This is a genomic window from Rufibacter sp. JT20002, from assembly GCF_056491185.1.
The window spans coordinates 411561-433725 of the sequence record NZ_JBSZJY010000003.1; the positions used below are offsets into that span (position 1 = coordinate 411561).

Annotated in this window: 21 protein-coding genes; 4 read left to right on the top strand and 17 right to left on the bottom strand. The window is 50.0% G+C overall.

The features are described from left to right. Window positions 1-47: 47 nt before the first annotated feature. The 9 genes from ACW9SV_RS15675 to ACW9SV_RS15715 all read right to left on the bottom strand — a co-directional run bounded on the left by ACW9SV_RS15675 (window position 48) and on the right by ACW9SV_RS15715 (window position 10002). Window positions 48-875 carry a Cof-type HAD-IIB family hydrolase gene (locus ACW9SV_RS15675; protein WP_479557700.1) on the bottom strand — a complete coding sequence of 276 codons (828 nt, stop codon included), beginning with the start codon at window positions 873-875 and terminating at the stop codon, window positions 48-50. A 245-nt stretch (window positions 876-1120) separates the two neighbouring features. Then, entirely contained in the window at window positions 1121-1636 is a 516-nt protein-coding gene (locus ACW9SV_RS15680) for a DUF1905 domain-containing protein (protein ID WP_479557701.1), read from the bottom strand. An 80-nt stretch (window positions 1637-1716) separates the two neighbouring features. After that, a complete protein-coding gene (locus ACW9SV_RS15685; protein WP_479557702.1) occupies window positions 1717-2472 on the bottom strand; it encodes a hypothetical protein in 756 nt (251 codons plus the stop codon). 128 nt (window positions 2473-2600) lie between these two features. Then, complete coding sequence (gene yiaA, locus ACW9SV_RS15690; protein WP_479557703.1) at window positions 2601-3020, bottom strand: inner membrane protein YiaA; 420 nt, start codon at window positions 3018-3020, stop codon at window positions 2601-2603. A 77-nt stretch (window positions 3021-3097) separates the two neighbouring features. After that, the gene (locus ACW9SV_RS15695) at window positions 3098-3664 is read right to left on the bottom strand and encodes a Crp/Fnr family transcriptional regulator (protein ID WP_479557704.1); all 567 of its coding nucleotides are present in this window, start codon (window positions 3662-3664) and stop codon (window positions 3098-3100) included. Between the two features lie 159 nt (window positions 3665-3823). After that, complete coding sequence (locus ACW9SV_RS15700; protein WP_479557705.1) at window positions 3824-4408, bottom strand: hypothetical protein; 585 nt, start codon at window positions 4406-4408, stop codon at window positions 3824-3826. A 123-nt stretch (window positions 4409-4531) separates the two neighbouring features. Beyond that, complete coding sequence (gene pgi, locus ACW9SV_RS15705; protein WP_479557706.1) at window positions 4532-6190, bottom strand: glucose-6-phosphate isomerase; 1659 nt, start codon at window positions 6188-6190, stop codon at window positions 4532-4534. Between the two features lie 148 nt (window positions 6191-6338). Further along, complete coding sequence (locus tag ACW9SV_RS15710) at window positions 6339-6944, bottom strand: inorganic diphosphatase (protein WP_479557707.1); 606 nt, start codon at window positions 6942-6944, stop codon at window positions 6339-6341. Between the two features lie 121 nt (window positions 6945-7065). Beyond that, window positions 7066-10002 carry a M1 family metallopeptidase gene (locus ACW9SV_RS15715; RefSeq protein WP_479557708.1) on the bottom strand — a complete coding sequence of 979 codons (2937 nt, stop codon included), beginning with the start codon at window positions 10000-10002 and terminating at the stop codon, window positions 7066-7068. Between the two features lie 193 nt (window positions 10003-10195). Here ACW9SV_RS15715 and ACW9SV_RS15720 point away from each other — a divergent pair, with 193 nt between their 5' ends. Continuing rightward, window positions 10196-11512 (top strand): amidohydrolase, encoded by a 1317-nt coding sequence (locus tag ACW9SV_RS15720; RefSeq protein WP_479557709.1) that lies wholly within the window; start codon window positions 10196-10198, stop codon window positions 11510-11512. A gap of 389 nt (window positions 11513-11901) precedes the next feature. Beyond that, the gene (locus ACW9SV_RS15725; RefSeq protein WP_479557710.1) at window positions 11902-13692 is read left to right on the top strand and encodes a thiamine pyrophosphate-requiring protein; all 1791 of its coding nucleotides are present in this window, start codon (window positions 11902-11904) and stop codon (window positions 13690-13692) included. Between the two features lie 58 nt (window positions 13693-13750). Here the strand turns inward: ACW9SV_RS15725 and ACW9SV_RS15730 are convergent, their stop codons facing one another. Together ACW9SV_RS15730 and ACW9SV_RS15735 are read right to left on the bottom strand one after the other, a co-directional pair. Then, window positions 13751-14389 carry a hypothetical protein gene (locus ACW9SV_RS15730; RefSeq protein WP_479557711.1) on the bottom strand — a complete coding sequence of 213 codons (639 nt, stop codon included), beginning with the start codon at window positions 14387-14389 and terminating at the stop codon, window positions 13751-13753. Window positions 14390-14542: 153 nt separating this feature from the next. Beyond that, window positions 14543-15490 (bottom strand): hypothetical protein, encoded by a 948-nt coding sequence (locus tag ACW9SV_RS15735; RefSeq protein ID WP_479557712.1) that lies wholly within the window; start codon window positions 15488-15490, stop codon window positions 14543-14545. Window positions 15491-15877: 387 nt separating this feature from the next. On the opposite strand from ACW9SV_RS15735, the gene ACW9SV_RS15740 reads away from it, so the two are divergent. Both ACW9SV_RS15740 and ACW9SV_RS15745 read left to right on the top strand, forming a co-directional pair. Further along, a complete protein-coding gene (locus ACW9SV_RS15740; protein WP_479557713.1) occupies window positions 15878-17200 on the top strand; it encodes an amidohydrolase in 1323 nt (440 codons plus the stop codon). A gap of 128 nt (window positions 17201-17328) precedes the next feature. Next, the gene (locus ACW9SV_RS15745; RefSeq protein ID WP_479557714.1) at window positions 17329-18222 is read left to right on the top strand and encodes an ATP-grasp domain-containing protein; all 894 of its coding nucleotides are present in this window, start codon (window positions 17329-17331) and stop codon (window positions 18220-18222) included. A gap of 87 nt (window positions 18223-18309) precedes the next feature. Here the strand turns inward: ACW9SV_RS15745 and ACW9SV_RS15750 are convergent, their stop codons facing one another. The 6 genes from ACW9SV_RS15750 to ACW9SV_RS15775 all read right to left on the bottom strand — a co-directional run bounded on the left by ACW9SV_RS15750 (window position 18310) and on the right by ACW9SV_RS15775 (window position 21962). Next, on the bottom strand, window positions 18310-19083 hold the full coding sequence (locus tag ACW9SV_RS15750) for an SDR family oxidoreductase (protein ID WP_479557715.1): 774 nt from the start codon (window positions 19081-19083) through the stop codon (window positions 18310-18312). A 216-nt stretch (window positions 19084-19299) separates the two neighbouring features. Then, window positions 19300-19440, bottom strand: coding sequence for a hypothetical protein (locus ACW9SV_RS15755; protein WP_479557716.1), 141 nt, complete (start codon window positions 19438-19440; stop codon window positions 19300-19302). Window positions 19441-19693: 253 nt separating this feature from the next. After that, complete coding sequence (rplS, locus tag ACW9SV_RS15760; RefSeq protein WP_479557717.1) at window positions 19694-20047, bottom strand: 50S ribosomal protein L19; 354 nt, start codon at window positions 20045-20047, stop codon at window positions 19694-19696. Between the two features lie 82 nt (window positions 20048-20129). Then, the gene (gene trmD, locus ACW9SV_RS15765; protein ID WP_479557718.1) at window positions 20130-20819 is read right to left on the bottom strand and encodes a tRNA (guanosine(37)-N1)-methyltransferase TrmD; all 690 of its coding nucleotides are present in this window, start codon (window positions 20817-20819) and stop codon (window positions 20130-20132) included. After that, window positions 20806-21399, bottom strand: a complete 594-nt coding sequence (gene rimM, locus ACW9SV_RS15770; protein WP_479557719.1) for a ribosome maturation factor RimM — start codon at window positions 21397-21399, stop codon at window positions 20806-20808. The genes trmD and rimM overlap by 14 nt, the downstream gene beginning before the upstream one ends. Before the next feature lie 11 nt (window positions 21400-21410). After that, window positions 21411-21962, bottom strand: a complete 552-nt coding sequence (locus ACW9SV_RS15775) for a 30S ribosomal protein S16 (protein ID WP_479557720.1) — start codon at window positions 21960-21962, stop codon at window positions 21411-21413. Between the last annotated feature and the right edge of the window lie 203 nt (window positions 21963-22165).

Here is a 22165-nt window from a genome sequence, read left to right on the forward strand (position 1 = left end):
ACCACCCCGAACATGCCGGTTGGCTCACTTACTTTCAGGAAAGCAGTCTAAGACAGGCAATGCTTCTCAATGGCGATGGCCACGCCGTCTTCAATGCTACGCGCGGTTACTTCTTTGGCGGCCGCTTTGGCCTCTTCGCGGGCGTTCCCCACGGCTATGCCCAGACCTACCGCACCCAGCATCTCCACATCGTTGTAATTGTCGCCAAAAGCCATCACCGACTCCATCCCGAAATCATAATGTTTTTCCAAAAGCAGCTTTAAAGCAGTGGCCTTAGAAATGGTCTTAGGCGCAATTTCCAGGTAGCGGTCATTGGACCGGTAGATGTGCAGCTGTCCCCCGAACCTCGGCTCTAAGGCTTCCCATAAGGTTTGGATTTCATCCGGTGCGCCCATGCACATGACTTTGTGTGCCCCAGTGGAAGCCGCTTGCCAAGCCTGCAAAACTTCCTGCGTGGAAGAGATAGTAGGCATTACTTTAGTGTGCTTGATCTCGCGCTGGGTCCACTGGTCGTCCTGCGGTGCGTGCCAGTTATCGTCTTGGTACAAACTCACGTTGATGCTGGTGCCTTGGGTCAGTTCGGCAATCTCCATGCACACCGAGGCCGGAATCTGCACGGTGTCTAGCACCTTGGGAGCATCGGTAGAGTCCTCATACAGCAGCACGTAACCGCCGTTGAAACATATCATGGGGTTGTGCAGAATGCCTAACTGCTCCTGCAAGTGCCGCACAGCACTGGGCTGTCTGGCCGACGCCATAATGAAGGGAAGGCTCTTGTCCAGGCGTTGAATGGTGTCAATGGTTCTTTGGGAAAGCTCGCGGTCACTGTTGAGCAGCGTTCCGTCAATATCGGTGCAAATGGCGCGGATGGTCATGTGGTAAGTCAAAAGTTGTTCCGGTAAAGGTACGGGTGAATGGGAGATAGGAGGAAAGAATTGGAGAAACGTTTCAGCGGGGATTTCTGAAAATTGGTTCGAATACGGAACTGCAAAGAGCCAAGATAGTCTTCTGTAATGATATCAGCAGGTCATAGCATTCATCTTGAAATCTGGTAGCTTATGAAAGGAGCAATGCGTGGTAGAGACAAGGCATGCCTTGTCTCTACGGGGATGCACATTCGTTACAGTTCCCGCTTCTCCATTCCTAGAATTTCTCGGAATGTTTCCTGACCGGGCTTCAGGCGCTTTAGATTTTCAATAAGGGTGATGGACCGGTCAATGCGAAGTTGCGAGCTTTTCACTGCCCCAACGTGCTGAATGATGTAGCGCTGCATGCCGGGTTTGAGTTGGTCAAAACGGGCTTTGCCGGCATCGTCTTGCAGGAACAACTCGGTGAGTTCCTCAGGAACCGCGGTGCCGTATTGGCTATCGTCCTTTACCAGCGAAACTGTGACGGAACTTCCTTCCTTCAGTCCCAAGTGCTTTAGACGTTGTTTTGTAAGCGTAATATATCCCCGGCCCTGACCCAAGGCCACAATGCCGCATTGGTACGTCAGTGAATTGTTGACGGTGCACAACAACCGCACATTGAACTTGCCACCCAATTGCTGCACAATCTCCTGCGGCACCTCAAGGTAGTGCGTGCCCATGAGGTACTCCAGTTTGCCTATGTGGGTGTTGAATTGAATGGGTGACATATAATTAATTAGTAAAGTTGTCGGTCTTTTGCAGAGAACTTGGTTGGAATTTAGTTTAAGACTCTAGTGGACGAAAGCTTTTATTTAACCCTTAGCCTTAAATAGCTATAGTCCTCTTGGGTGGGATTTTCATTCCCCAGAACTTTATCAATAGGTTTTATTTGAATGATGATTGAGGTTGGAGATTCCCAGTACATATTATAAGGCGACCATTTGTCTTGATTGATCTCAATTATTTTGGTCAGTTTCTGACCGCCTTTTTCAACCTTGAATACTTGTATGCCAAGCGGCAAACCCTCTAAACCGTAAGGCATGGAAAGGCTAGCCAGCATATTGTTGTCTAGGGAGATAGATGGCCTTGTCCAAGTAGTATCAATTCTGCCAGTATTCTTATCAACCAGATAGCATTCGTAGAACTCCCAGAAATATCCCTCTACAAGATATTTTTTGATTAACTTGAGCTGTCCAACGTATTTGTATTCTCTGATTCCCTCATCGTCGGAGTCAGGGCTGTTCAATGTATCTCTGAAACCTAACAAAGGCTTCCAATCTCCATTACTCAGTACTTGTAACATTCCGTCTTTCTTCCGGGAGTTAGTAGTGTCTTGAGTTAATTCTACAGATTTAACTTTTTTCGCTTTGTCAAAGTCGGCCTTTGATGCCTTCTCAATACTATAGGCAGGTTCTGAAGAATAAGCAGTTTCAGACATGACATCTTCTTCTTCTATGATAAGCTTGTTTGCCTTTTGAACTTGTTCTGTTGGGACAGTTTCAACTGATTTATTGCTACAGCTGAAGAAAAAAACCAAGGACAGGAAAGACAGTATTCTATTCATTCTTTCATTTTTGGCTAACGCCTGTTGTAAGTGGCGGTGCTGCCGGAAGCCATAACTTCCGGATGTTCACTGTTAGTTGTTTTTAGTTTTTCTATTTGTTTTATGCTCAGATAAAATCCTGATCTCAATTATGAAACTTCAACATTCCTCTTAGTAAGTACCTCTTTGCCTAAACTGTCTCTGGTGTTTTTCTGGACTGCAATGGCTGCAAAAAGGCTAAGTAAAAAAGACATGGCATAAAAGCCTTTTTCGCTAAGGAGCAGATTGGCATTCCAAAGCCCTACTGTCAGTAACACCACGGCAAGAATAGTAGAGAACCAACTAAGTCCATAATAGATATTGGTAACAGGAATACCGTCCAGTTGGTCACGTACACTTTTTTGGAGGGAAATAGCTGAGAACAAGCCATACATCAGTACGGTAAAATAGTAGCCCTTTTCGTTCAGCAACATTTGGGCATTCCACAACCCAATCATGTAGGCAGTAATACCAGTAAGTAAAGTAGCCCAAGAAGCGGCAACAAACGCGTTTGAAGGTTTCTGATTCATTTTTTCTTTTATTAAGTGATGAATCAAAAGTACAGCAGTCCCTAGTCCTTTCTTTTGACAATTGTCAAAAAGGAAAATTATACAACGTGACTGCGTATCCTGCTCAGCGTTTCCTGACTAATACCGATGAAAGACGCAATTTGGCCGAGGGGGATTCTTTGAAGAATATGTGGGGAAGTCTCCAGTAGCTGCTCATACCGTTCTCGCGCCGTTCTGAATTGCATGGCCATTAATCGTTCTTCCAGTCTAATGTAATACTGCTCATTAATGATCCGTACAAGGCGCTCAAGGTCATTATGATAATCAAACAGCTGGTTCAACGCTTCAAAACTGATGCCCCACAAGGTAGAGTCTTCCAAAATCTGTATGTTCTCTACTCCCGGCTTGCGGGAGATAAAGCTATAAAAAGAAGTAATAAAATTATTTTCGAAGCCAAACCAATAGGTGATTTCCTTCCCATCCAGGTTATAGTATCCCCGCAAGCAACCTTGTTCAAGAAAGTACAGGTTATTGCACACCATTCCTTCTTGTATTAAAAACGAATTTCTTGAAATCTCTACCCGCGTTAACTTTTTAGAAAGGGCTTCCCATGCTCCTGAGGAAATAGGGTGAAATTGTGAAATGCAATCATACAGTGAATTCATTATAAAACTGTTCTACTAAAATATTGAATTTGATATTTTCGGTAATGAAAAGGGGAGTTCATTTATATGGTGTAAGTTAAAGGTAGTATGAACAATGAGCAAAGCCATTGGTCGTAACTTGGTGTTTATACATTGGTATGTGCAAACATTTTTTTTTCTTTATTCTGATTTTACGATGAAGTCATAGGAGTGCTCTGTGAAATACAAAGGCAATTCTGTCCACTTCATGTTCTGTTCTTTAGCTCCAAAATGAGCTGCACTCATCAATTCCATAAATCTTGCAATGACGAGTTGCTCGCACCAGTCCTTCGCATCTTGTAAGTTCTCCGTGTCAGGTTCTATGCTCTCAAAAGCCTCCTGCAGTTTCTCATAACCAGCAATTACATACTCTTCCGATGTCATGGTTTCTTCGCTTACATCAGAGAGCCAATCCATGTCTTCAAGGTCAAGTCCGCCGTCCTCGCTGAACCCAAATCCGTCTATGTACCAAGCGTCCGTATTGATGTCAAACTCGTTCATTTCAAAATACAAAGCCTTTGGCTCAATGACTTTCGACACATTTCTGTAGAAATCATTTATCCAGTTTGCTACTCCGTCAGCTTGATCTACAAGTGATTGACCGATAATCTGGTGAAATTCTGAAGTTGGAATGCCTTTTAGAGCAGTCTCTGCTATGCTTATTGCTTCTGAATATTCTTGTTTTTCCAGATATGGATTAATTTGCTCAGCAAAATCAAAATTCATGTTATAACATCTTAGGTTTATTCTATTGTTTGCAAATAATTAGAATATAAACAAAAATTCATTCTGGTCATCGGTTCCTAGGAACCGATGACCAGAATGAATTAAATGAATACCTCACAAGTTCTACGCTTCTTGTCTAAAAGCTTTGAACTGGTTGATAAGCCCGTTGGTAGAAGAATCGTGGGAAGTTACTTCCTCAGAAGAAGTTAACTCTGGCAGAATCTTCTTGGCGAGCTGTTTGCCCAGTTCTACGCCCCATTGGTCAAAGCTGTAGATGTTCCAGATCACGCCTTGCACGAAGATCTTGTGCTCGTACATGGCCAAGAGGCTGCCTAGCGTTCTAGGGTCCAGTTGCTTGAACAGGATAGAGTTAGTGGGGCGGTTTCCTTCAAACACCTTGAAGGCTTTCAAGGCTTGGATTTCCTCTTCAGAACAGCTCATGCGCTGCATCTCGTCAATGGCTTCGGCCTCAGTTTTGCCGTTCATGAGCGCCTCGGTCTGCGCGAAGAAGTTGGCCATCAACTTGGGGTGATGGTCGCCTAGTGGATTGTGGCTGATAGCCGGGGCCAGGAAATCGCACGGAATCAATTTGGTGCCTTGGTGGATGAGCTGGTAGAACGCGTGCTGTCCGTTGGTGCCCGGCTCGCCCCAGATGATAGGACCGGTTTGGTACGTTACTTTCTCGCCGTTGCGGTCTACGTACTTGCCGTTGCTTTCCATATCGCCCTGCTGAAAATACGCCGCGAACCGGTGCATGTACTGGTCGTACGGCAACAGCGCATGTGACTGGGCATCAAAGAAGTTGTTGTACCAGATGCCCAGCAACGCCAGAATCACGGGCAGGTTCTGCTCAAAAGGCGTATCGCGGAAGTGGGTGTCCATGGCGTGCGCACCGGCCAACAGTTCTCTGAAGTTCTCATAGCCAATGGTGCAAGCAATAGACAAGCCAATAGCGGACCACAGTGAATAACGGCCGCCAACCCAGTCCCAGAACTCAAACATGTTCTGCGTGTCAATGCCAAACTCGGCTACCGCTTTGGCATTGGTAGACAAGGCCACGAAATGCTTCTTGATGTGCTCCTCGTCTTTGGCGTTCTCCAGGAACCAGCTGCGCGCGCTCAGGGCGTTGGTCATGGTCTCCTGCGTGGTGAACGTCTTGGACGCAATCATGAAAAGCGTGGTCTCCGGGTTGATCTGCTTCAGCGTCTCAGCAATGTGCGTGGCGTCTACGTTGGAAACAAAATGCGTGGTGATATTAGGCTTCTGGTAAGATTTCAGGGCCTCGGTCACCATCACAGGGCCTAAATCAGAGCCGCCAATACCTATGTTTACAATGGTGTCAATGGCTTTGCCGGTGTAGCCTTTCCATTCGCCGTTGATCACAGCGTTGGAAAATTTTTCTACCTGCGCCAATACGCGGTTGATCTCGGGCATGACATCTTTCCCATCTACTAAAACCGGCGTGTTAGACTGGTTGCGCAAGGCCACGTGCAGCACCGAGCGGTGCTCAGTGAAGTTGATTTCCTCGCCGGAGAACATCGCCTCAATGGCCTCTTTCAAACCACATTCCTCCGCCAGTGACACAAGCAGAGCCTGGGTTTCCTGGGTGATCCTGTTTTTAGAGTAATCCAGGAGAATGTTCTCAAAGGTGAGGCTAAACTTCTCAAACCGCTGTGGGTCCTGGGCAAAGGCATCTTTGAGGTGGCTGTCTTTGATGTGCGCGTAATGCTGCGTCAGGTTGGCCCAGGCTTGCGTGGTGGTAGGGTTTATGGATGGAAACATGCGTTGTCTTTTGATTCAGGTCTATTTGTAGCGAAGTTAGGAATTGTGGCGACTTTTGGAAAATACTTACCAAAAGAGCCCGCTTTTGCCAGAGGTGCCGCCTTGGTTTAAAGGCAGTTTTTATAAACGAGGCGTGAAACGATCAGGCTTACTGCACCCACTGCTGAATCAGCTTATCGGCGAAGGCCTCGTCTTTCCACGCCGACAAACGGGTGGGTTGCCGGGGGTTCACGTTCAAATACCACTGCTCCAGAATCTTTTTAACTGCCGGATAGCGCGCAGAGAAATCACTGTAGGAGTTAGGCGAGATGGTTTGCTCACTAGGCCGCGCGGGTACCGCCACAATCAGGTGCCGCAGTTCGCCTTCGCTTTCCAGGATCATGACTCCCACTGGCAAGATCTCCAGCGCCGTGCCCGGCTCTTTCTGGTTGCACAGAACCAGCACCTTCAGAGGAGCGGCTGGTCGGCCCTGCGCAGAGTCTACCAGTGTGGACGGAATAAATCCTTCGTTGCCCGGGTAAGGCAGAAACTCCAGTTTGCGCGGCTGGCCGGCCTCCAGTTGCGGTACAAACTTTTTCTCCTGCGCGTCATACACCTGCGGCAGCGTGGAGCCCGAAGGCGTTTCTACCACCGCTTGCCAGTGCTTGGTTTCGGTGATAGCGGGTAAATGGCGGTAATCAGGTTTGCAGCTAAGGCAGAGAATAGCCATAAAAAGCAGCCAGAGCTGCCCATTCTTTATTGAGGTAAAGCGCATGTTAGTGGAAAGGGTAGAAGCGTTTTCAGCTTGTTTCCTGTAAGATAAGCGAAAAAAGGCATCTTTCCATTAAAACCATTTGCGCCTTCTTCAACACATTCTCTCCATCGTTCAACCTCCCTTACTGCAACTCATCTAGCACCCTGAACGGATTTAGTCTTTGCAGATTCAATGAGTACCGGATGCTGTTTCTAAAGTCTTTGAAGCTCTTGGGCAAGTCATCGGCGTAATTGCTACCGGCTATCGGAAAGTAAATCTGGACGGCATCCCGGAAGAAACTCCATTGCAGCCCTGTGCCGTAAAACACCCTGTCAAGTTCCTGCACGCGGCCCAGGTCCAGGTACACGGCGAAGGGTGTCACCGGTAAATCTGCGGTGAGGTTGAAGGTAGCCATCCATTCACGGCTTACTACGGGCACCGGGTTACGGAAGCCACCATCCTGACGGTCGGTTTGCCGGATGGAGGTTATTCCTTCAGATGCGGTGTATAGTTCGGTGCGATTGAAGAAAGGAGTTTGTCTCAGGTAATCGGGGCTGCCCGCTAAGCCCAAGACAAAGGGACTGCTGACTTGGTTGTTGTTCGCCATGAACCCTACAAAACCCCGGGCCCTTATTTCTTTGTCAGCTTTGTATTCGTGCCAGTTCTCTACCGTTAGCCTGAACCGCAAAGGGCGGAAGGTGGTAAGGCCTTTGTCGGTCAGTGAAATTGGAGAAGAAGGAACCACGCGGTACTGGAACAGGGTAGCGTCAAACGCTACCTGGGTGCCGCTGATGGCGTTCTCGGTGGTGAGTTGGTAGGCAAGCCGGGGAGCTTGGTAGTCTGGCGTTATATCATCCTGCACAAAGTGCCAGGCCAGCGTGAGTTGCTGCCGAGCCGTGTTCGGGTTATGCAGGCGGTTGTGGAATGTGAGGCTAGGCGCGATGCTGTGGAAGTTAGCAAAACGCTGGCCCAGCACACCCAACTCCACCTTCCGCAGAAAGCCCTGCGCCGGAATCCTGAACTTGACATCGGCAATGCCCGTTAGACGGCTGCTCTTGAAGCCGTACATTGGCATGATGATGTAATTGAGCTTTTGCTCCGTGAGAAAAGAGTTGTAAAACGCGGCCCCCAGTTGAAAACCGTCAGAAGTGTTATACCCCAAAGATGGAGCCACGAAGATCTGTTTCTGGTCTATCCGGTCTGCGCTGAGAAAAGGCTGAAGGCGTATCGGCTCACTTTTTGGGAAAAGCGCCCCTAAACGGTATTGGTTGTCGCGGCGGTCCAGCTCCGGGAACACGTACTCAGGATCTAACACGATGCGGTCAATACCTGCAGCGGTGAAGGCGACGGTCTGCTCTTTTTCGCCCGGTTTGGTCCAGTGTGATTCCAGTATCTTTCCCTCGGCGTCCAGCGCGGCTACATGTACGGGCAAGGCTAGTTTCCCGGTTTGCCGCACCATTGCCTGGGTAGATCCGCCGGAAGTGGTTACGGTTTGCAGGTGCGCATCGGGCAGGTTGGTGGAAGGCAGCAAGTCCTTGAAAAACCAATCCAGGTTTTCTCCCGTCGATTTCTGCAGCACCGCCTGCAAATCCTCGGGGTACGGATGCTTGAACTGCCACTGGCGGTAATAGGTGTGCATGGCGCTGTCAAAGTGGGCAGTACTCAGGTACTTCTCCAGGTACTGGAACAACTGCGCCGTTTTGAGGTAAACGATGGTGCCGTAATTCAACGTCCTGAACTGGGTTGCCGGGGCGGTCACCGGTTGGTCCAAACCTCGGCTGGCCGCTGATAAGTACGCCGCGTTGTCAATCGCCGCCGGAGGCAAGTCATCTACCCCGAAGAACTTCCCAAAGGGATTCGTATTCACCTCGCTGGACACCATACCCGCATATTTGTTGCGCAGCGCTTTGGTCCGGAATTCATAGTAAGAGTTGATGCCTTCATCCAGCCAGGGATGCTGGCGCTCGTTGCTGGCTAGAATACCGTAAAACCAGTTGTGGCCCACCTCGTGGATGATGGCTTCCGGCTCCGTAACCGTGACCATGGGGTACTCCATGCCAGCGCCCGCGCTTAACGCTGCGTCAACCGCCGTAGCCTGGCTGTAGGGGTAATCGCCCAGCCACAGAGAGTAGGTGTAGACGGCATCGTTGATCTCGTGCGCCCTTTGGATCCATTGGTCCGCCACCCGGTTCGTGAACAAAAGCCAGGTAGTCACCGGCCGTTTAGAATAGGGCAGCACCACCTCGTTTTTCAAGACATGGAACCGCTTATCGGCGAACCACGCGAAATCATGGATACGTTCTTGTTTGTAGTGTAGGGTCTTGGTGGCTTTCGCCGAGGCCGGGAACGCCAGATCCTCCGTGTTAAACTTTTTGATGGCAGCCGTTACCTGCGCTAGGCTGTCCATGCGTGCCTGTTCGCGTTCATTCTGCAGCACCCCGGTAGCACCAACGGTGTAGTTGGCAGGTAACGTAATGCGCACGTCAAACGACCCGAACTCCGAATAAAACTCGCCTTGGTCCAGGTACGACATCGGGTGCCAGCCTTTGTGGTCGAACACCGCCGGTTTAGGGTACCACTGCGAGATCTGGTACGATTGCCCCACGTGCCCCAATCGCGAAAAAGAATCGGGTAATTTCACCTGAAACGGCGTACTGATAGTGATGCGACTTCCAGGAGCTAATGGTTGGTTCAAGGTAAGCTTCGCGATGTCTGGGTTCTTCGCATCCAGTTCCCATTTCACGTTTTGGCCGTCTATTTTGAAATCCAGCCCCGAAATAGAACCGCGGGACTCCTCTTTGGCGAAGTAGAACTTGTTTTCGTTGTTCAGTAATTGCTGCCGCGCGAAGGCGGTGCCGCGGTCTTGGTAGGCGTTGGGCCAAAGGTGGAAGTACAGGAATGTGAGCGTTTCCGGCGAATGGTTTAAGTACTCAATCTGCTCCGTGGCTCTGAGGGTGTGCTGCCCATCGTCCAGCGTCACGTCTATTTTATAGTTCACCTCCTGCTGCCAATAGGCTTGCTGAGCGAAAACAGAAAAAGGAAGCAAAAGCAAGAGCGGAAGTAGTAGCCGATGGCGCATCAGGTAGGTCTAAAGTTCGCCTGAAATTACAATTATTAGGTGTAGGGGCAATCCCTTGTGGTTGCCCTAACGCGTTTGGAAAGGAGAATGGGCAACTACAAGGGATTGCCCTTCCCATTATTTTGCCCTGTTTTTCAGAATTTATGCTTAACATAGGAGTGCGAAAAATCACTACCCTTCACCAAACAAACAAATGAGCCCTTTCAAGAAATTAGCCTCGGCGGCTGCGCTGGTGGCGCTTACCCAGGTGGCCCAGGCCCAAACCACCGACCTGCACGCCCAGATTGACCAACTCGCGAACAAACTGGAGCCGAAAGTCATCCAGTGGCGCCGTGATTTCCACCAGAACCCAGAGCTGAGTAACCGCGAGGTGAAAACCGCCGAGAAAGTGGCCAAGCACCTGAAGAGCCTCGGGTTTGAGGTGAAAACCGGCGTGGCCAAAACCGGCGTCATCGGCATCTTGAAAGGCGGTCAACCCGGACCCGTAGTGGCCCTCCGCGCCGATATGGATGCCCTACCCGTGACCGAGCGCAACAGCTTGCCCTTCGCCTCCAAAGTGCGCACCACGTTCAACAACCAGGAAGTAGGCGTGATGCACGCCTGCGGGCATGACACGCACGTAGCCATGCTCATGGGTGCCGCTGAGATTCTGGCCCAGCACAAGAAAGACCTCAAAGGCACGGTGAAATTCATCTTCCAGCCCGCTGAGGAAGGAGCACCCGCCGGGGAAGAAGGCGGTGCCGATGTGATGGTGGCCCAAGGCGCTCTGGAGAACCCCAAAGTAGACGCCATCTTCGGACTGCACATCAACTCGGCCACCGAGGTGGGCACCCTCAAATACCGTCCGCAGGGCACCATGGCCAGTTCCGATAACTTCAAGATCAAGGTGAAAGGCCGTCAGGCGCACGGCGCCTATCCATGGATGAGCGTTGACCCGATTGTGGTATCGGCGCAGATCATCAACGGCATCCAGACCATTGTGAGCCGCCAGATGGAACTCACCAACGAGGCGGCTGTGATCACGGTAGGTGCCATCCACGGCGGGGTAAGAACCAACATCATCCCTGAGGAAGTAGAAATGATTGGCACCATCCGGGCGCTGGATCCCAAAATGCAGGACCAGCTCCACGAGAAACTGCGCCGCACCGCCGAGATGATTGCCGCCAGCGCCGGCGCCACCGCCACCGTAGAGATCGTCAAAAACACGCCTATCACCTACAACCACGAAGCCCTTACCGCCCACATTCTGCCTGTGTTACACACCGTAGCGGGGCAGCAAAACGTGGTGCTCACCAAAGCCGTAACCGGCGCCGAGGACTTCGCCTATTACCAGCAGAAAGTACCGGGTGTGTTCATCTTCGTGGGCGGCATGTCCAAAGGCCAGGACCCCACCAAAATCCCAGCCCACCACACCCCAGACTTCATGATTGACGAAAGCGGCTTGAAATTAGGTGTCCGTACCCTGGCGTATTTGGCTGTTGATTACCTGAACAATCCGTTGAAGAAGTAATTAGCTAAGTAAACTTCAGGGGTGAAGGTTACACATTCCGTCCCCCTTTGAAGGGGGTAGGGGGATGATTACTTGGGTAGATCAAGCATTCCTGAAATGTAGGGGCAATCCCTTGTGGTTGCCCTTTACAAAAAGGTTAAAGTAATCGGTTCTAGAAACCACTTGGTCATCCCCCCACCCCCTTCAAAGGGGGACGAATAAGTAGTAGTTTGATGACCTCACCGTCCTTACGTACACAGTGCCCCGTTTTGAAGCTGCTTTCTAAAAAGCAGCTTCAAAACGGGGCACTGTGTGTTAACATGAAAAGCTCTAAGGGTTGAACCATCTGCCCCTAAGGTCGTACCTGTTTAGAACTTCTTTTCACAAAAGAAGCCTTTAGACAGCAACGTATGCCACAGCAAGTCAGTGATTTTATAGTAGAACGTTTTCAGAAATGGGGCGTGGACCGCATCTTCGGATATCCCGGCGATGGCATTAACGGCGTCATGGGTGCTCTGGACCGCGCCAGCGAACAAATTAAATTCATCCAGGTGCGGCACGAGGAAGTAGCTTCACTCATGGCCTGTGCGCACGCCAAGTTCACCGGCGAGGTAGGCGTTTGTCTCGCGACCTCGGGTCCGGGCGCGATTCACTTGCTCAATGGCTTATACGACGCAAAACTGGACCATCAACCGGTAGTGGCGTTGGTGGGGCAGAAGGCGCGTAAATCACTAGGCGGGCACAGCCAGCAGGAGGTAGATTTGCTGACCTTGTTCAAAGATGTGTCCAGTGAGTTTGTGCAGATGGCCACCGAGCCCAGCCAGGTTCGGCACCTGATTGACCGTGCCTTCCGCATTGCCAAAGACCAGCGCACCGTTACCTGTGTCATTCTCCCTAGCGATGTACAGGAACTGGAATACCAGGAACCAGAACACGCTCACGGCACAGTACACTCAGGCATTGGGTATCTGCCGCCGCGCGTGCTGCCTCGTGACGAAGACTTGCTCAAGGCCGCCGAAGTACTGAATGCCGGGAAGAAGGTGGCCATTTTGATTGGTGCCGGAGCGAAAGATGCCGCCGAGGAAGTAACCCAGTTAGCCGAAGTTCTTGGTGCCGGCGTGGCGAAAGCCTACCTCGGCAAAGCCGCTTTGTCAGATGAACTGCCCTTTGTGACTGGAGCCATCGGGTTCTTTGGGACGGAGGCCAGCCACCAGATGATGGCTCACTGCGACACCCTACTTATGATTGGCTCTGGTTTCCCGTATGCCGAGTTTTTGCCTAAAGAAGGTCAGGCCCGAGGCGTGCAGATAGACATTGACGGCCGCATGCTCAGCATCCGGTACCCCATGGAAGTGCCGCTCATCGGTGACAGTGCCGAGACCCTACGTGCGCTCCTACCGCTGCTCCAACCAAAAGAAGACCGTTCTTGGCGACAAACCATTGAACAGAACATCCAGACTTGGGAAAAGCAGTTAACCGAAGAAGCCAACCATCCGGCCAATCCTGTGAACCCACGGTTAGTTTTTGAAAAGCTATCACCGCGCCTCCCAGAAAATAGTATTCTGGCTGCTGACTCAGGTTCTTCCTCCAGTTGGGTAGCGCAATACCTCAAAATCAGGGGGAATATGAAATTTTCCGTCTCCGGCACGCTGGCTACCATGGGCTGCGCCTTGCCGTACGCGTTGGCCGCCAAGTTCGCCTACCCAGACCGGGTGGCCTTCGCTTTTGCGGGCGATGGTGCCATGCAGATGGGCAGCACCGAGGAACTGCTCACCATCCAGAAATACTACCGCCAATGGGCTGATCCGCGCTTAATTGTGCTGGTACTCAACAACCGTGACCTCAACTTCGTGACGTGGGAACAGCGCATGAGCGAAGGCAATCCCAAGTTCGATGATTCCCAGGTACTGCCTGATTTCAATTACGCCGCCTACGCTGAGAGCATTGGGTTAATCGGCATTCGGATTGAAAGCCCGGACCAGATTGATGCCGCATGGGAAACTGCTCTGAGCGCAGATCGCCCCGTAGTCATTGACGCGCTTACGGACCCAGAGATCATGCCCATCACCCCGCAGGTGGCTGCCAACTTCGCAGAGAACATCGCTGAAGCCATTGAAAAAGGAGACACCGCCGCCGAACAGCGCCTGGAAGAACCTTTGAAAGGAGCCGTGGAGGAAGCGAAGGAGAAAGGGCAAGAGTAGCCGGCTGGTTCCGAGCCTATTTTGGGAAAAATCGTCTTGGAACGAACCAGCAGAAGGACTAGTCTACCTCTTTGTTTACAAATACATTAATCAAGATATTGTTGATCTGATTAGAAAGAACCACTTTATCCAATGGTTCTCTATCTGCAATATGATTCTTTCTGTAAATGACTACTGTGTTGTCTTTAGCGTCAAGAAGCAAGGCATGAATGGTAGAGGTGGCTTTATCAGGCATCTTGGTTAAATCGTCACGTCCAAGGTTAGAGATTCTCCTGCTTATGTAAAAGGCTTCTTTTCTACTGTAGTTTCTTCTTGATCTACTATAACCTGCTGCGACAATAGCCAACGCGTACCGCTGGCCGTTTGCTTCCATCATAGAATCTATGGTAGAGGAGAGTTCTAAGCCGTGGGACTTCCGCTGTATATTAGACTGGAAGGCCAGATGACTGATTTCTTTGTTTAGCTTAGTAAGCAACGCAGAGTCTGTGGGTAAAAGCTGGTTCCCCAAATGATAAGCTTGTTTCTTGGTGACCAGGATGGAGTCCAATAACCTGACCGACTCCTCTGACATTGAAGGACTAATAATCCCTTTGTTGTGCTTTTCTATGGCTCGCAGAACAGACACGGGTTTGAAATAGCCAATGCTGTCAGGCTCATTGAAACATGCAACCTCACTGGCTTTAGCTAAGGAGGCCAAAGGTGTTATCAGAGCAAGCAGTAGTATACAGAATAGAAGCTTTTTCTTTCTGGAATTCATTTTCTACAAGCGATAAAGAAAAAAGGAATGGGAGGTACTACCAGCTTTGTTTTACTTTTTAAGCAGTACCATCTGTTCTATAAGTTATCTTGCTTAATCAAGGAGCTCAATCATAACTCTGTCAATGCGTTTTCCTGTCTCCTTGTCAATGGTTAATAAGGTTTCTCGCTTCGTTTCAATCTTGATGGGGATCCCCGGGTAATAGAAGTATTCAAATCTGTGCAAATCGGTTATATCAAACTTTGCAGTCTTCATGGCCGCTTTCACCTCTTTTTCCTTTAATCCCATCTTGTTGAACACAAGAGTTACCACTTCTTTGGTATCCTTAGGGTTAAGCTTTAATTGTTGCACCAGCACACAGCGGCTTTTCTCTGAGTCAACACTTTCAATAGATAGTTTTCCTTTCGCTTTAATAGGATTGCCACCAAACATATTAGGTAGCTCATCATCGTATTCAACTGCCTTTGAAGTAGGAAACACTGCCCCTAAAGGGAAGTGTAAGTACCGAAGTTCATTAAGGACTAACTGTTCCACTGCCTCTTTTGAATTGAATGCGGTAATCATGGGTTGCAACCGTTTCTCCAGATCGGCTTTTGAAATGGAGTTGTCTGCTGCTTTAACTTCTATCATGTCTTTAAACATGCTTTTCATCATGTCAGCCACTTGTTGCCAATTTTCAACTTCCACAAACTGGCCAGTTTCTGTGGTTTTGTAAATGATTTCTGTTAAATCATATTTCGTGAACTTCTCCTTCAAAGTCTCTGGAATGTCGTAGGTACTCGCCACATTGTTCTTATAGCTCCACTTAATTCGGTAAGAACTTTCTGTAGAGTCTATGACTTCAAAATTGACAATGTATTGAGACGAATCGTTTTGGGCCAAGGTGCCATTCTTCCATTGTTGCTTTAATTTGGTCACCTTGAACTTGTAAACATCGCCTTTCTCCCAGTAAGCAACAAAGGAGACCTCAGGCTGCTCTTTTTGGGCTAAGGCAAGGAATTGTACTAGGATGAAAATAGATAGGAGTAGAAGTTTTTTCATTTAAGAAATGGCTTTTAGTTTCTATTTGATAGATGATTGAAATAGGTAATTATAGGTATATGAATAGTTTGCTTGATAGAGACTTTAGTCAATTGTTGCTAAAAACAGCTTTCTGCTGGTGGTGTAAAGATAAAGGAAAGATTTTCAAAGAATTTACTGGAAGACATTGCTGTAATAATTTATATTTAGGTAGTAATGGTTGAGTTTTGGTGAAGGTTTAGGAAGAAAGAATGAGATGGCTCTTTAAAAATATCCCCTTACTACATTTTTTCTCACCCAAATCCCTTCGGTCCTTCCGCCGCTAAAATTCCTTTTCCCGATTAGGTGGTGTACTTTTGTGTTTTCAAGCTGATTTCACAAAATCGGCGGCTAAACAAAAGAGACCTAATGCTTTCCCATAAATCACTTTTCCTCTTCCTGACATCTTTCTTGAGTTTGTCGCTCATTAGCAGCGCGCAAACCACCGGGGCACAAACTCAGATTGACCAACTCGCTGATAAGATTGAGCCCAAAGTCATTCAGTGGCGCCGCGAACTGCACCAGAACCCCGAGCTAGGAAACTTTGAGGTAAAGACTGCTGAGAAAATAGCAAAGCACTTGAAAGCCCTCGGGTTTGAAGTGAAAACCGGCGTGGCTAGAACCGGCGTGGTAGGTATTCTCAAAGGAGGTCAGCCCGGACCCGTAGTAGCCCTGCGCGCCGATATGGATGCTTTGCCGGTAACGGAGAACAACACCCACAACCTACCGTTCGCCTCTAAAGTGAAGACCACGTTTGAAGGACAGCAAGTGGGGCTGATGCATGCCTGCGGCCACGATGCGCACGTAGCCATGCTCATGGGCGTGGCCGAGGTGCTGAGTGGCATTAAGAAAGACCTAAAAGGCACCGTAAAATTCATCTTTCAACCTGCGGAGGAAGGCTCGGCTCCCGGGCAGGTGGGTGGCGCGAAACTCATGGTGCAGGAAGGCGTACTGGAGAGTCCCAAAGTAGACGCAATGTTTGGGCTGCACATCCGGTCAGACGTGGAGGTGGGTACCATTACCTACCGGCCGCAGGGCATGATGGCCAGTTCAGATAACTTTAAGATCACCGTAAAGGGCCAGCAGTCGCACGGCGGCACTCCTTGGATGGGGGTGGATCCGGTGGTGACCTCGGCGTACATTGTGACAGCGCTGCAAACCATTGTGAGCCGCCAAGTAGACGTGACCAACGCCGCGGCAATTGTGACGGTGGGTGCCATCAACGGCGGGGTTCGGGCCAACATCGTGCCCAGTCAGGTGGAGATGATCGGGACCATCCGGGCCCTGGACGTGCCCATGCAGCAGCAGATCCACGAGCGTTTGAAGAAAACCGCCACCAGCATTGCCACCGGCGCGGGCGCAACCGCTGAGGTTTCTATCCAGGAGATGACGCCCGTGACCTACAACCACGAGGCCCTTACCGCGCACATGCTGCCCTCGTTGCAGCGCGTGGCCGGCACCAACCAGGTGAAGCTCACCAAACCCGTGACCATTGCTGAGGACTTCGCCTATTTCCAGCAGAAGATTCCGGGGCTTTACCTGTTCCTAGGTGGCATGCCCAAAGGCACTGATCCAACCAAAGCGCCCGCACACCACACGCCTGATTTCTACATCGAGGAAAGTGGCTTGAAACTAGGCGTGCGTGCCTTGGCTAACCTAGCCGTTGATTACTTGAACAATCCGTTGAAATAAGTTGTTCTGAAGCCACTTTAGGGAAAACAGCCTTAAAACAGAAATGCACCACTGCTTCTCCTCCTCGAAGGGATAGGTGTTACCTCCACAGATACTTTTTACATATCACACTTTATATCAAACCAACCTTGAAATTAGCATTAGTGACCTACGAAGCCATCCACAGCTATGGCTCATTGAGTGGCAGCGAAGATGGCGTCCTGATGGATTACCTCACCTCCAAAGGCATTGACATCACCCTGGAAGACTGGCATGACCCGGCCGTGAATTGGGAGCAATACGACTTAGCGGTTTTCAAATCGCCGTGGGATTATTTTGACAAGTTTCCAGAGTTCTGCGTTTGGCTGGACCGCATGGAAGCCCTAGGCATCCGCACCCTGAACCCTATCTCTACCATCCGTTGGAATGCCGACAAGCATTACCTACTGGAGGTGGAGAAAGCCGGGTTGCCGATTGTGCCTACTGCCTTACTTAAAAGAGGAACCGCTGTACAATTGGAGCAATTCTTCAGCCATTTCCAAACCGATAAGCTCATCATTAAACCCTGCGTGAGCGGCGGCGCGAAGAACACGTTCATTGTGTCTCTGGACGAAGTAGAGGAAGTAAAACCCAAGCTGGAGGAACTACTGAAAGCCGAAGATTTCTTGGCGCAGCCCTTCATGCCACAAATTCAGGAAGAAGGCGAGTGGTCGTTCCTGTTCTTCAACGGCCAGTACAGCCACTGCCTGCTCAAGTCTGCCAAGGACGGAGACTTTAGAGTGCAGCACTTTTTCGGGGGAACCATCCATCCGCAGGAAGCTCCGGCTCATCTGCTGGCGCAGGCCCAAACCATGGCAGACCAGTTTGCCGAGGGTTGCTTGTATGCCCGCGTAGACGGCGTGGTAGTAGGCGAGGAACTGCAACTGATGGAACTGGAACTAATTGAGCCGTTCCTGTACCTGCACACCCATCCAGATTCGCTTGAAAACTATTATCAGGCTCTGGTTCAGATGATGGAAGAGGTTCCATCCTCCGTTTCGTAGCTTATTTTAGAGAAACGAACCTAAAACAGAAATTCCTTCCCGATCAATACTGGGGAGGAGTTTCTGTTTGTATAGGCTTATGAGAGGTTACCCAAACAGGTTGATGCTCATGCCGCCGTCTACGGCTATGCACTGGCCCGTTATGTACGCAGCCGCAGGCATGCACAGGAAAGCCACCGCCGAGGCCACATCCTCGGGGTTCCCGATGGTGCGGGTAGGCGTGCGGCTCAACACGCTATCAAGGTACTCCTGGTTCTGCAGCACTTCTTCGGCCAGAGGTGTTCTGATGTACCACGGCGCCACGCAGTTCACCCGGATGCCGTCCGGTGCCCACTCACCCGCCAAGTTCTTGGAGAGCTGCACTAAAGCTGCCTTCGTCATGCCGTAAATAGCGCCCGTGCGTACGTGACCCAGACCCGCCACCGAGGAAACGTTCACCACGTTGCCCTGCGGCGAGGCTTTCAGAAACGGATGCGCCAACCGGCACAGTTCAAAGGCCGAGGTGAGATTGGTGTTAAGTAAGTAGTTGTATTCTTCGGGCGTGTATTCGCCAATTTTCTTGCGGATGTTGGTGCCTACGTTGTTCACTAAGATGTCCAAAGTGCCCCAGGTATTCTCCACCAGTTGCAGCAGGTTGTGGCGGTCAGCCGCCTGACTTACATCGGCTACCATTCCAGAGGCTTTCAGGCCGCGGGCGCGCCAATCGGTCACGGCCTGGTTTACCTCCATTTCCTTGCGGGCCACAATCAGTACCTCGGCCCCGAAGGAAAGTAACTCTTCCGCAATGGCGGCACCTATGCCTTTGGTGCCTCCGGTAACCAGGGCGCGGCGGCCTTCTAAACTCCAACGGTTATTCTGCATTTAGTTCTTTCTAGGAATAGATGATTTGAAAAGTTAAGTCTACGCAGAATTCGGCAGAACGGAAAGCTTGATGGCAGATGGCCTACTTCAGAAAGGTGTTTCTGAACCTTTTTAGAAAAATAAGCCAAAAACAATAAGTCCGGAATTCGGCTTGCCGCCCTTGGCTTAGGAAAGATTGCTTCGTCTGAAAACGTAGTTACCGAGTGGCCATAAACGTTACCAGTAAATCTTCTGCCAAAGCGCCAGCAGGCTGCCCGCTACCATAGAGGCCAGGGCAATGAAGGTGAAATTCTGCACCAGACTGGGATATTGGTAACCATTAGTCTCGGAGATGAACCGGAAGAGCAAGCCCTCCATGCCGCCCTTGGAAGCAGTACGATGTAGGCCATGACCTACCTATTATCCAACCCTTCTTGCATGAGAGAAATCTCCGTTATCGTTAATTAGATCTGGTCAGGGAGAATGGCGAAATAATCAAGCGACCTTAGCATATGGTTGAGAGAATGCCCATAGGTTGAAAAGAGGACTCACACAAGGGCAACAAAAAAGCCGATCTGTACGATCGGCTTTTTCGGAACTAAAACTATAGGGAAAACTAAACCAAAAGGGATTAGCTTCTTTTTTCTTTGATACGGGCTGCTTTACCAGAAAGGCCTCTCAAGTAGAACAGACGAGCTCTTCTTACTTTACCGCGACGGATAACCTCGATTTTGTCGATGTTTGGAGAAAGAAGCGGGAAAATACGCTCAGTTCCGATTTGGTTAGACACTTTTCTTACAGTGAAAGTCTCGCTAGCGCCGGAGTTTCTGCGTTGCAAAACCACGCCTTGGAATTGCTGGATACGCTCTTTGTTACCTTCACGGATTTTCACGTGAATGTTCACTGTGTCGCCAGCAGCAAAAGCAGGGATTGAGGCACGCTTCTCTGTGTATTCCTGCTCTACTAATTTAATTAAATCGCTCATGACTATAATATAGTGTCTTTTTATCTGCAAAATTCGGAGTGCAAATATAGACGTTATTTTTCTAATTGTAAATCAACAAGTACTAATTTTTTTCTTCGCGCAGCAAATCGGGCCGTAATTGGCGGGTGCGCTGCACGGCCTGCTCAAACCGCCACTCCTCTACCTTGGGAGTATTGCCAGATAGCAGGATGTCTGGCACGGTATGTCCCTCAAAGTCAGCGGGCCTGGAATACACCGGCGGAGCTAAGAGGTTGTCCTGGAAAGAGTCTGAGAGCGCGCTGCTCTCGTCATTCAACACGCCTGGAATCAATCTAATCAACGAGTCTGCCAACACTGCGGCCGCCAGTTCACCTCCGGAGAGTACATAGTCGCCTATGCTGATCTCGTGGGTCACAAACAGGTCGCGCACGCGCTGGTCCACGCCTTTGTAGTGGCCGCACAGGATGATGATGTTCTGCAACAGTGACAACCGGTTGGCCATGGGCTGGTTCAGCGTCTGGCCGTCTGGGGTCATGTAGATCACCGCGTCATAGGTGCGCTGGGCCTGCAGTTCCCGGATGCACTTGGCAATGGGTTCCACCATCAGCACCATGCCGGCGCCTCCGCCAAAGGCGTAGTCGTCAATCTGGCCGTGCTTGTTGATGGCGTATTTGCGCAGGTCGTGCAGGTGCACTTCCACCAAGCCTTTGTCCTGGGCTCTTTTTAGAATAGAGTGGTCAAAGGGGCCGGTGAGCAGGTGGGGCTGGCAGGTAATGATATCAAACCGCGTCATCGTCTTCGTCTTCCTCGCCCTCAAGAGGCGGTTCTTCCAATTGGCGGTTAGAAGGTTGGGTGTACACTTCCAGTAGGCCCTCGGGCAGGTTTACGAAAATCTTGCGCTCCTCTTTGCTGGTGCGCAACACAATCTCGTCCTGTACCGGGATCAGCACCTCATGGCCCTGGTAGTCCATGGCCAGCAGGTCTTGGTTAGGCAAGTCAAAGAAGGTCTGTACCGTGCCCAGTTCGCCTAACTGCTCATCTACTACCGTGTAGCCAATTACCTCGTGGAAGTAGAACTGGTCTTCTTCCAATTCTGGGAGTTGGTTCAGGGGCAGGTAGAGGCTTACGCCCTTGAGTTTCTCGGCATCTGCTACGGTGTTCACATCCTCAAACTTGATGATGCTCTTGCCGTTGTCCTGCGGGTTGAGGCTATCAATGAAAAAAGGAACCAGTTTCCCGTTCACTAACAGGAAAACTGATTCCAATTCATCGTACTCTTCCGGAAAGTCAACGTCAAAAAACGCGACCACCTGGCCTTTGGTGCCATGCGTGCGAACAATATACCCCAACTGGAAGCATGCGTCTAACGTCATGGCTAGTAAAATTAAGCTTGAGCTTCTTCTGTAGCGTCAGCAGCAGGAGCGTCTTCAGCACCTTCGGCATCGCCTTCAGCAGCCGGAGCGTTGGCAGCAGCAGCTTCAGCTGCTCTTCTTTGCTGAGCCTCCACACGGGCAGCGTTCACTTTGGCTTCGGCCTCCAAAGCAGCTTTTCTCTGAGCAGCTTTGTCGCTTCCTAATTTCTCTACTTTACCACTGATTTTGGCTTCTTTAGCGGCTTTCCACTCTGCATAGCGGGCATCAGCCTGCTCTTGCGTCACGGCGCCTTTCAATACACCAATTTGTAAGTGCTTTCTGAACATAACACCGGTGTAAGAAAGCATGGCTTTCACAGTGTCAGTTGGTTGAGCGCCTTTCAATACCCAATCCAACGCTTTGTCTTCGTTGAAGTTGATAGTGGCAGGGTTTGTCTGTGGGTTGTAAGTACCCAATTTCTCGATGAAGCGACCATCACGTGGTGCACGAGCGTCTGCAACTACGATATCGTACATTGCAGCTTTTTTGCGGCCTCTGCGGGCCAGTCTGATTTTAACAGCCATAGTAAACTTTGTTAAAGCGCCGGATCCCGTCCGGCATTGGGGTGCAAATGTACGGCAATAATTTTGAAACTGCTACTATTGATTTAAAGATTTGAGAATGTGACCTTTTAGAAAAGCTTGGGATTTGGTGATTCAGGGATTTGAGAATGTGGAGATGCCAAAAGAGAGTGTTTCTAAGCCGAGTTTCTGAAAACAAGTCAGAA

Bases quoted from the DNA above. Each gene is read 5' to 3' on its own strand.
- rimM (WP_479557719.1), bottom strand. From the start codon at position 21,399: ATGACGTTAGACGCATGCTTCCAGTTGGGGTATATTGTTCGCACGCAT.
- ACW9SV_RS15750 (WP_479557715.1), bottom strand. From the start codon at position 19,083: ATGCAGAATAACCGTTGGAGTTTAGAAGGCCGCCGCGCCCTGGTTACC.
- yiaA (WP_479557703.1), bottom strand. From the start codon at position 3,020: ATGAATCAGAAACCTTCAAACGCGTTTGTTGCCGCTTCTTGGGCTACT.
- ACW9SV_RS15715 (WP_479557708.1), bottom strand. From the start codon at position 10,002: ATGCGCCATCGGCTACTACTTCCGCTCTTGCTTTTGCTTCCTTTTTCT.
- ACW9SV_RS15710 (WP_479557707.1), bottom strand. From the start codon at position 6,944: ATGCGCTTTACCTCAATAAAGAATGGGCAGCTCTGGCTGCTTTTTATG.
- ACW9SV_RS15755 (WP_479557716.1), bottom strand. From the start codon at position 19,440: ATGGAGGGCTTGCTCTTCCGGTTCATCTCCGAGACTAATGGTTACCAA.
- ACW9SV_RS15685 (WP_479557702.1), bottom strand. From the start codon at position 2,472: ATGAATAGAATACTGTCTTTCCTGTCCTTGGTTTTTTTCTTCAGCTGT.
- ACW9SV_RS15775 (WP_479557720.1), bottom strand. From the start codon at position 21,962: ATGGCTGTTAAAATCAGACTGGCCCGCAGAGGCCGCAAAAAAGCTGCA.
- ACW9SV_RS15680 (WP_479557701.1), bottom strand. From the start codon at position 1,636: ATGTCACCCATTCAATTCAACACCCACATAGGCAAACTGGAGTACCTC.
- ACW9SV_RS15720 (WP_479557709.1), top strand. From the start codon at position 10,196: ATGAGCCCTTTCAAGAAATTAGCCTCGGCGGCTGCGCTGGTGGCGCTT.
- pgi (WP_479557706.1), bottom strand. From the start codon at position 6,190: ATGTTTCCATCCATAAACCCTACCACCACGCAAGCCTGGGCCAACCTG.
- rplS (WP_479557717.1), bottom strand. From the start codon at position 20,047: ATGAGCGATTTAATTAAATTAGTAGAGCAGGAATACACAGAGAAGCGT.
- ACW9SV_RS15675 (WP_479557700.1), bottom strand. From the start codon at position 875: ATGACCATCCGCGCCATTTGCACCGATATTGACGGAACGCTGCTCAAC.
- ACW9SV_RS15735 (WP_479557712.1), bottom strand. From the start codon at position 15,490: ATGAAAAAACTTCTACTCCTATCTATTTTCATCCTAGTACAATTCCTT.
- ACW9SV_RS15740 (WP_479557713.1), top strand. From the start codon at position 15,878: ATGCTTTCCCATAAATCACTTTTCCTCTTCCTGACATCTTTCTTGAGT.
- trmD (WP_479557718.1), bottom strand. From the start codon at position 20,819: ATGACGCGGTTTGATATCATTACCTGCCAGCCCCACCTGCTCACCGGC.
- ACW9SV_RS15700 (WP_479557705.1), bottom strand. From the start codon at position 4,408: ATGAATTTTGATTTTGCTGAGCAAATTAATCCATATCTGGAAAAACAA.
- ACW9SV_RS15695 (WP_479557704.1), bottom strand. From the start codon at position 3,664: ATGAATTCACTGTATGATTGCATTTCACAATTTCACCCTATTTCCTCA.
- ACW9SV_RS15725 (WP_479557710.1), top strand. From the start codon at position 11,902: ATGCCACAGCAAGTCAGTGATTTTATAGTAGAACGTTTTCAGAAATGG.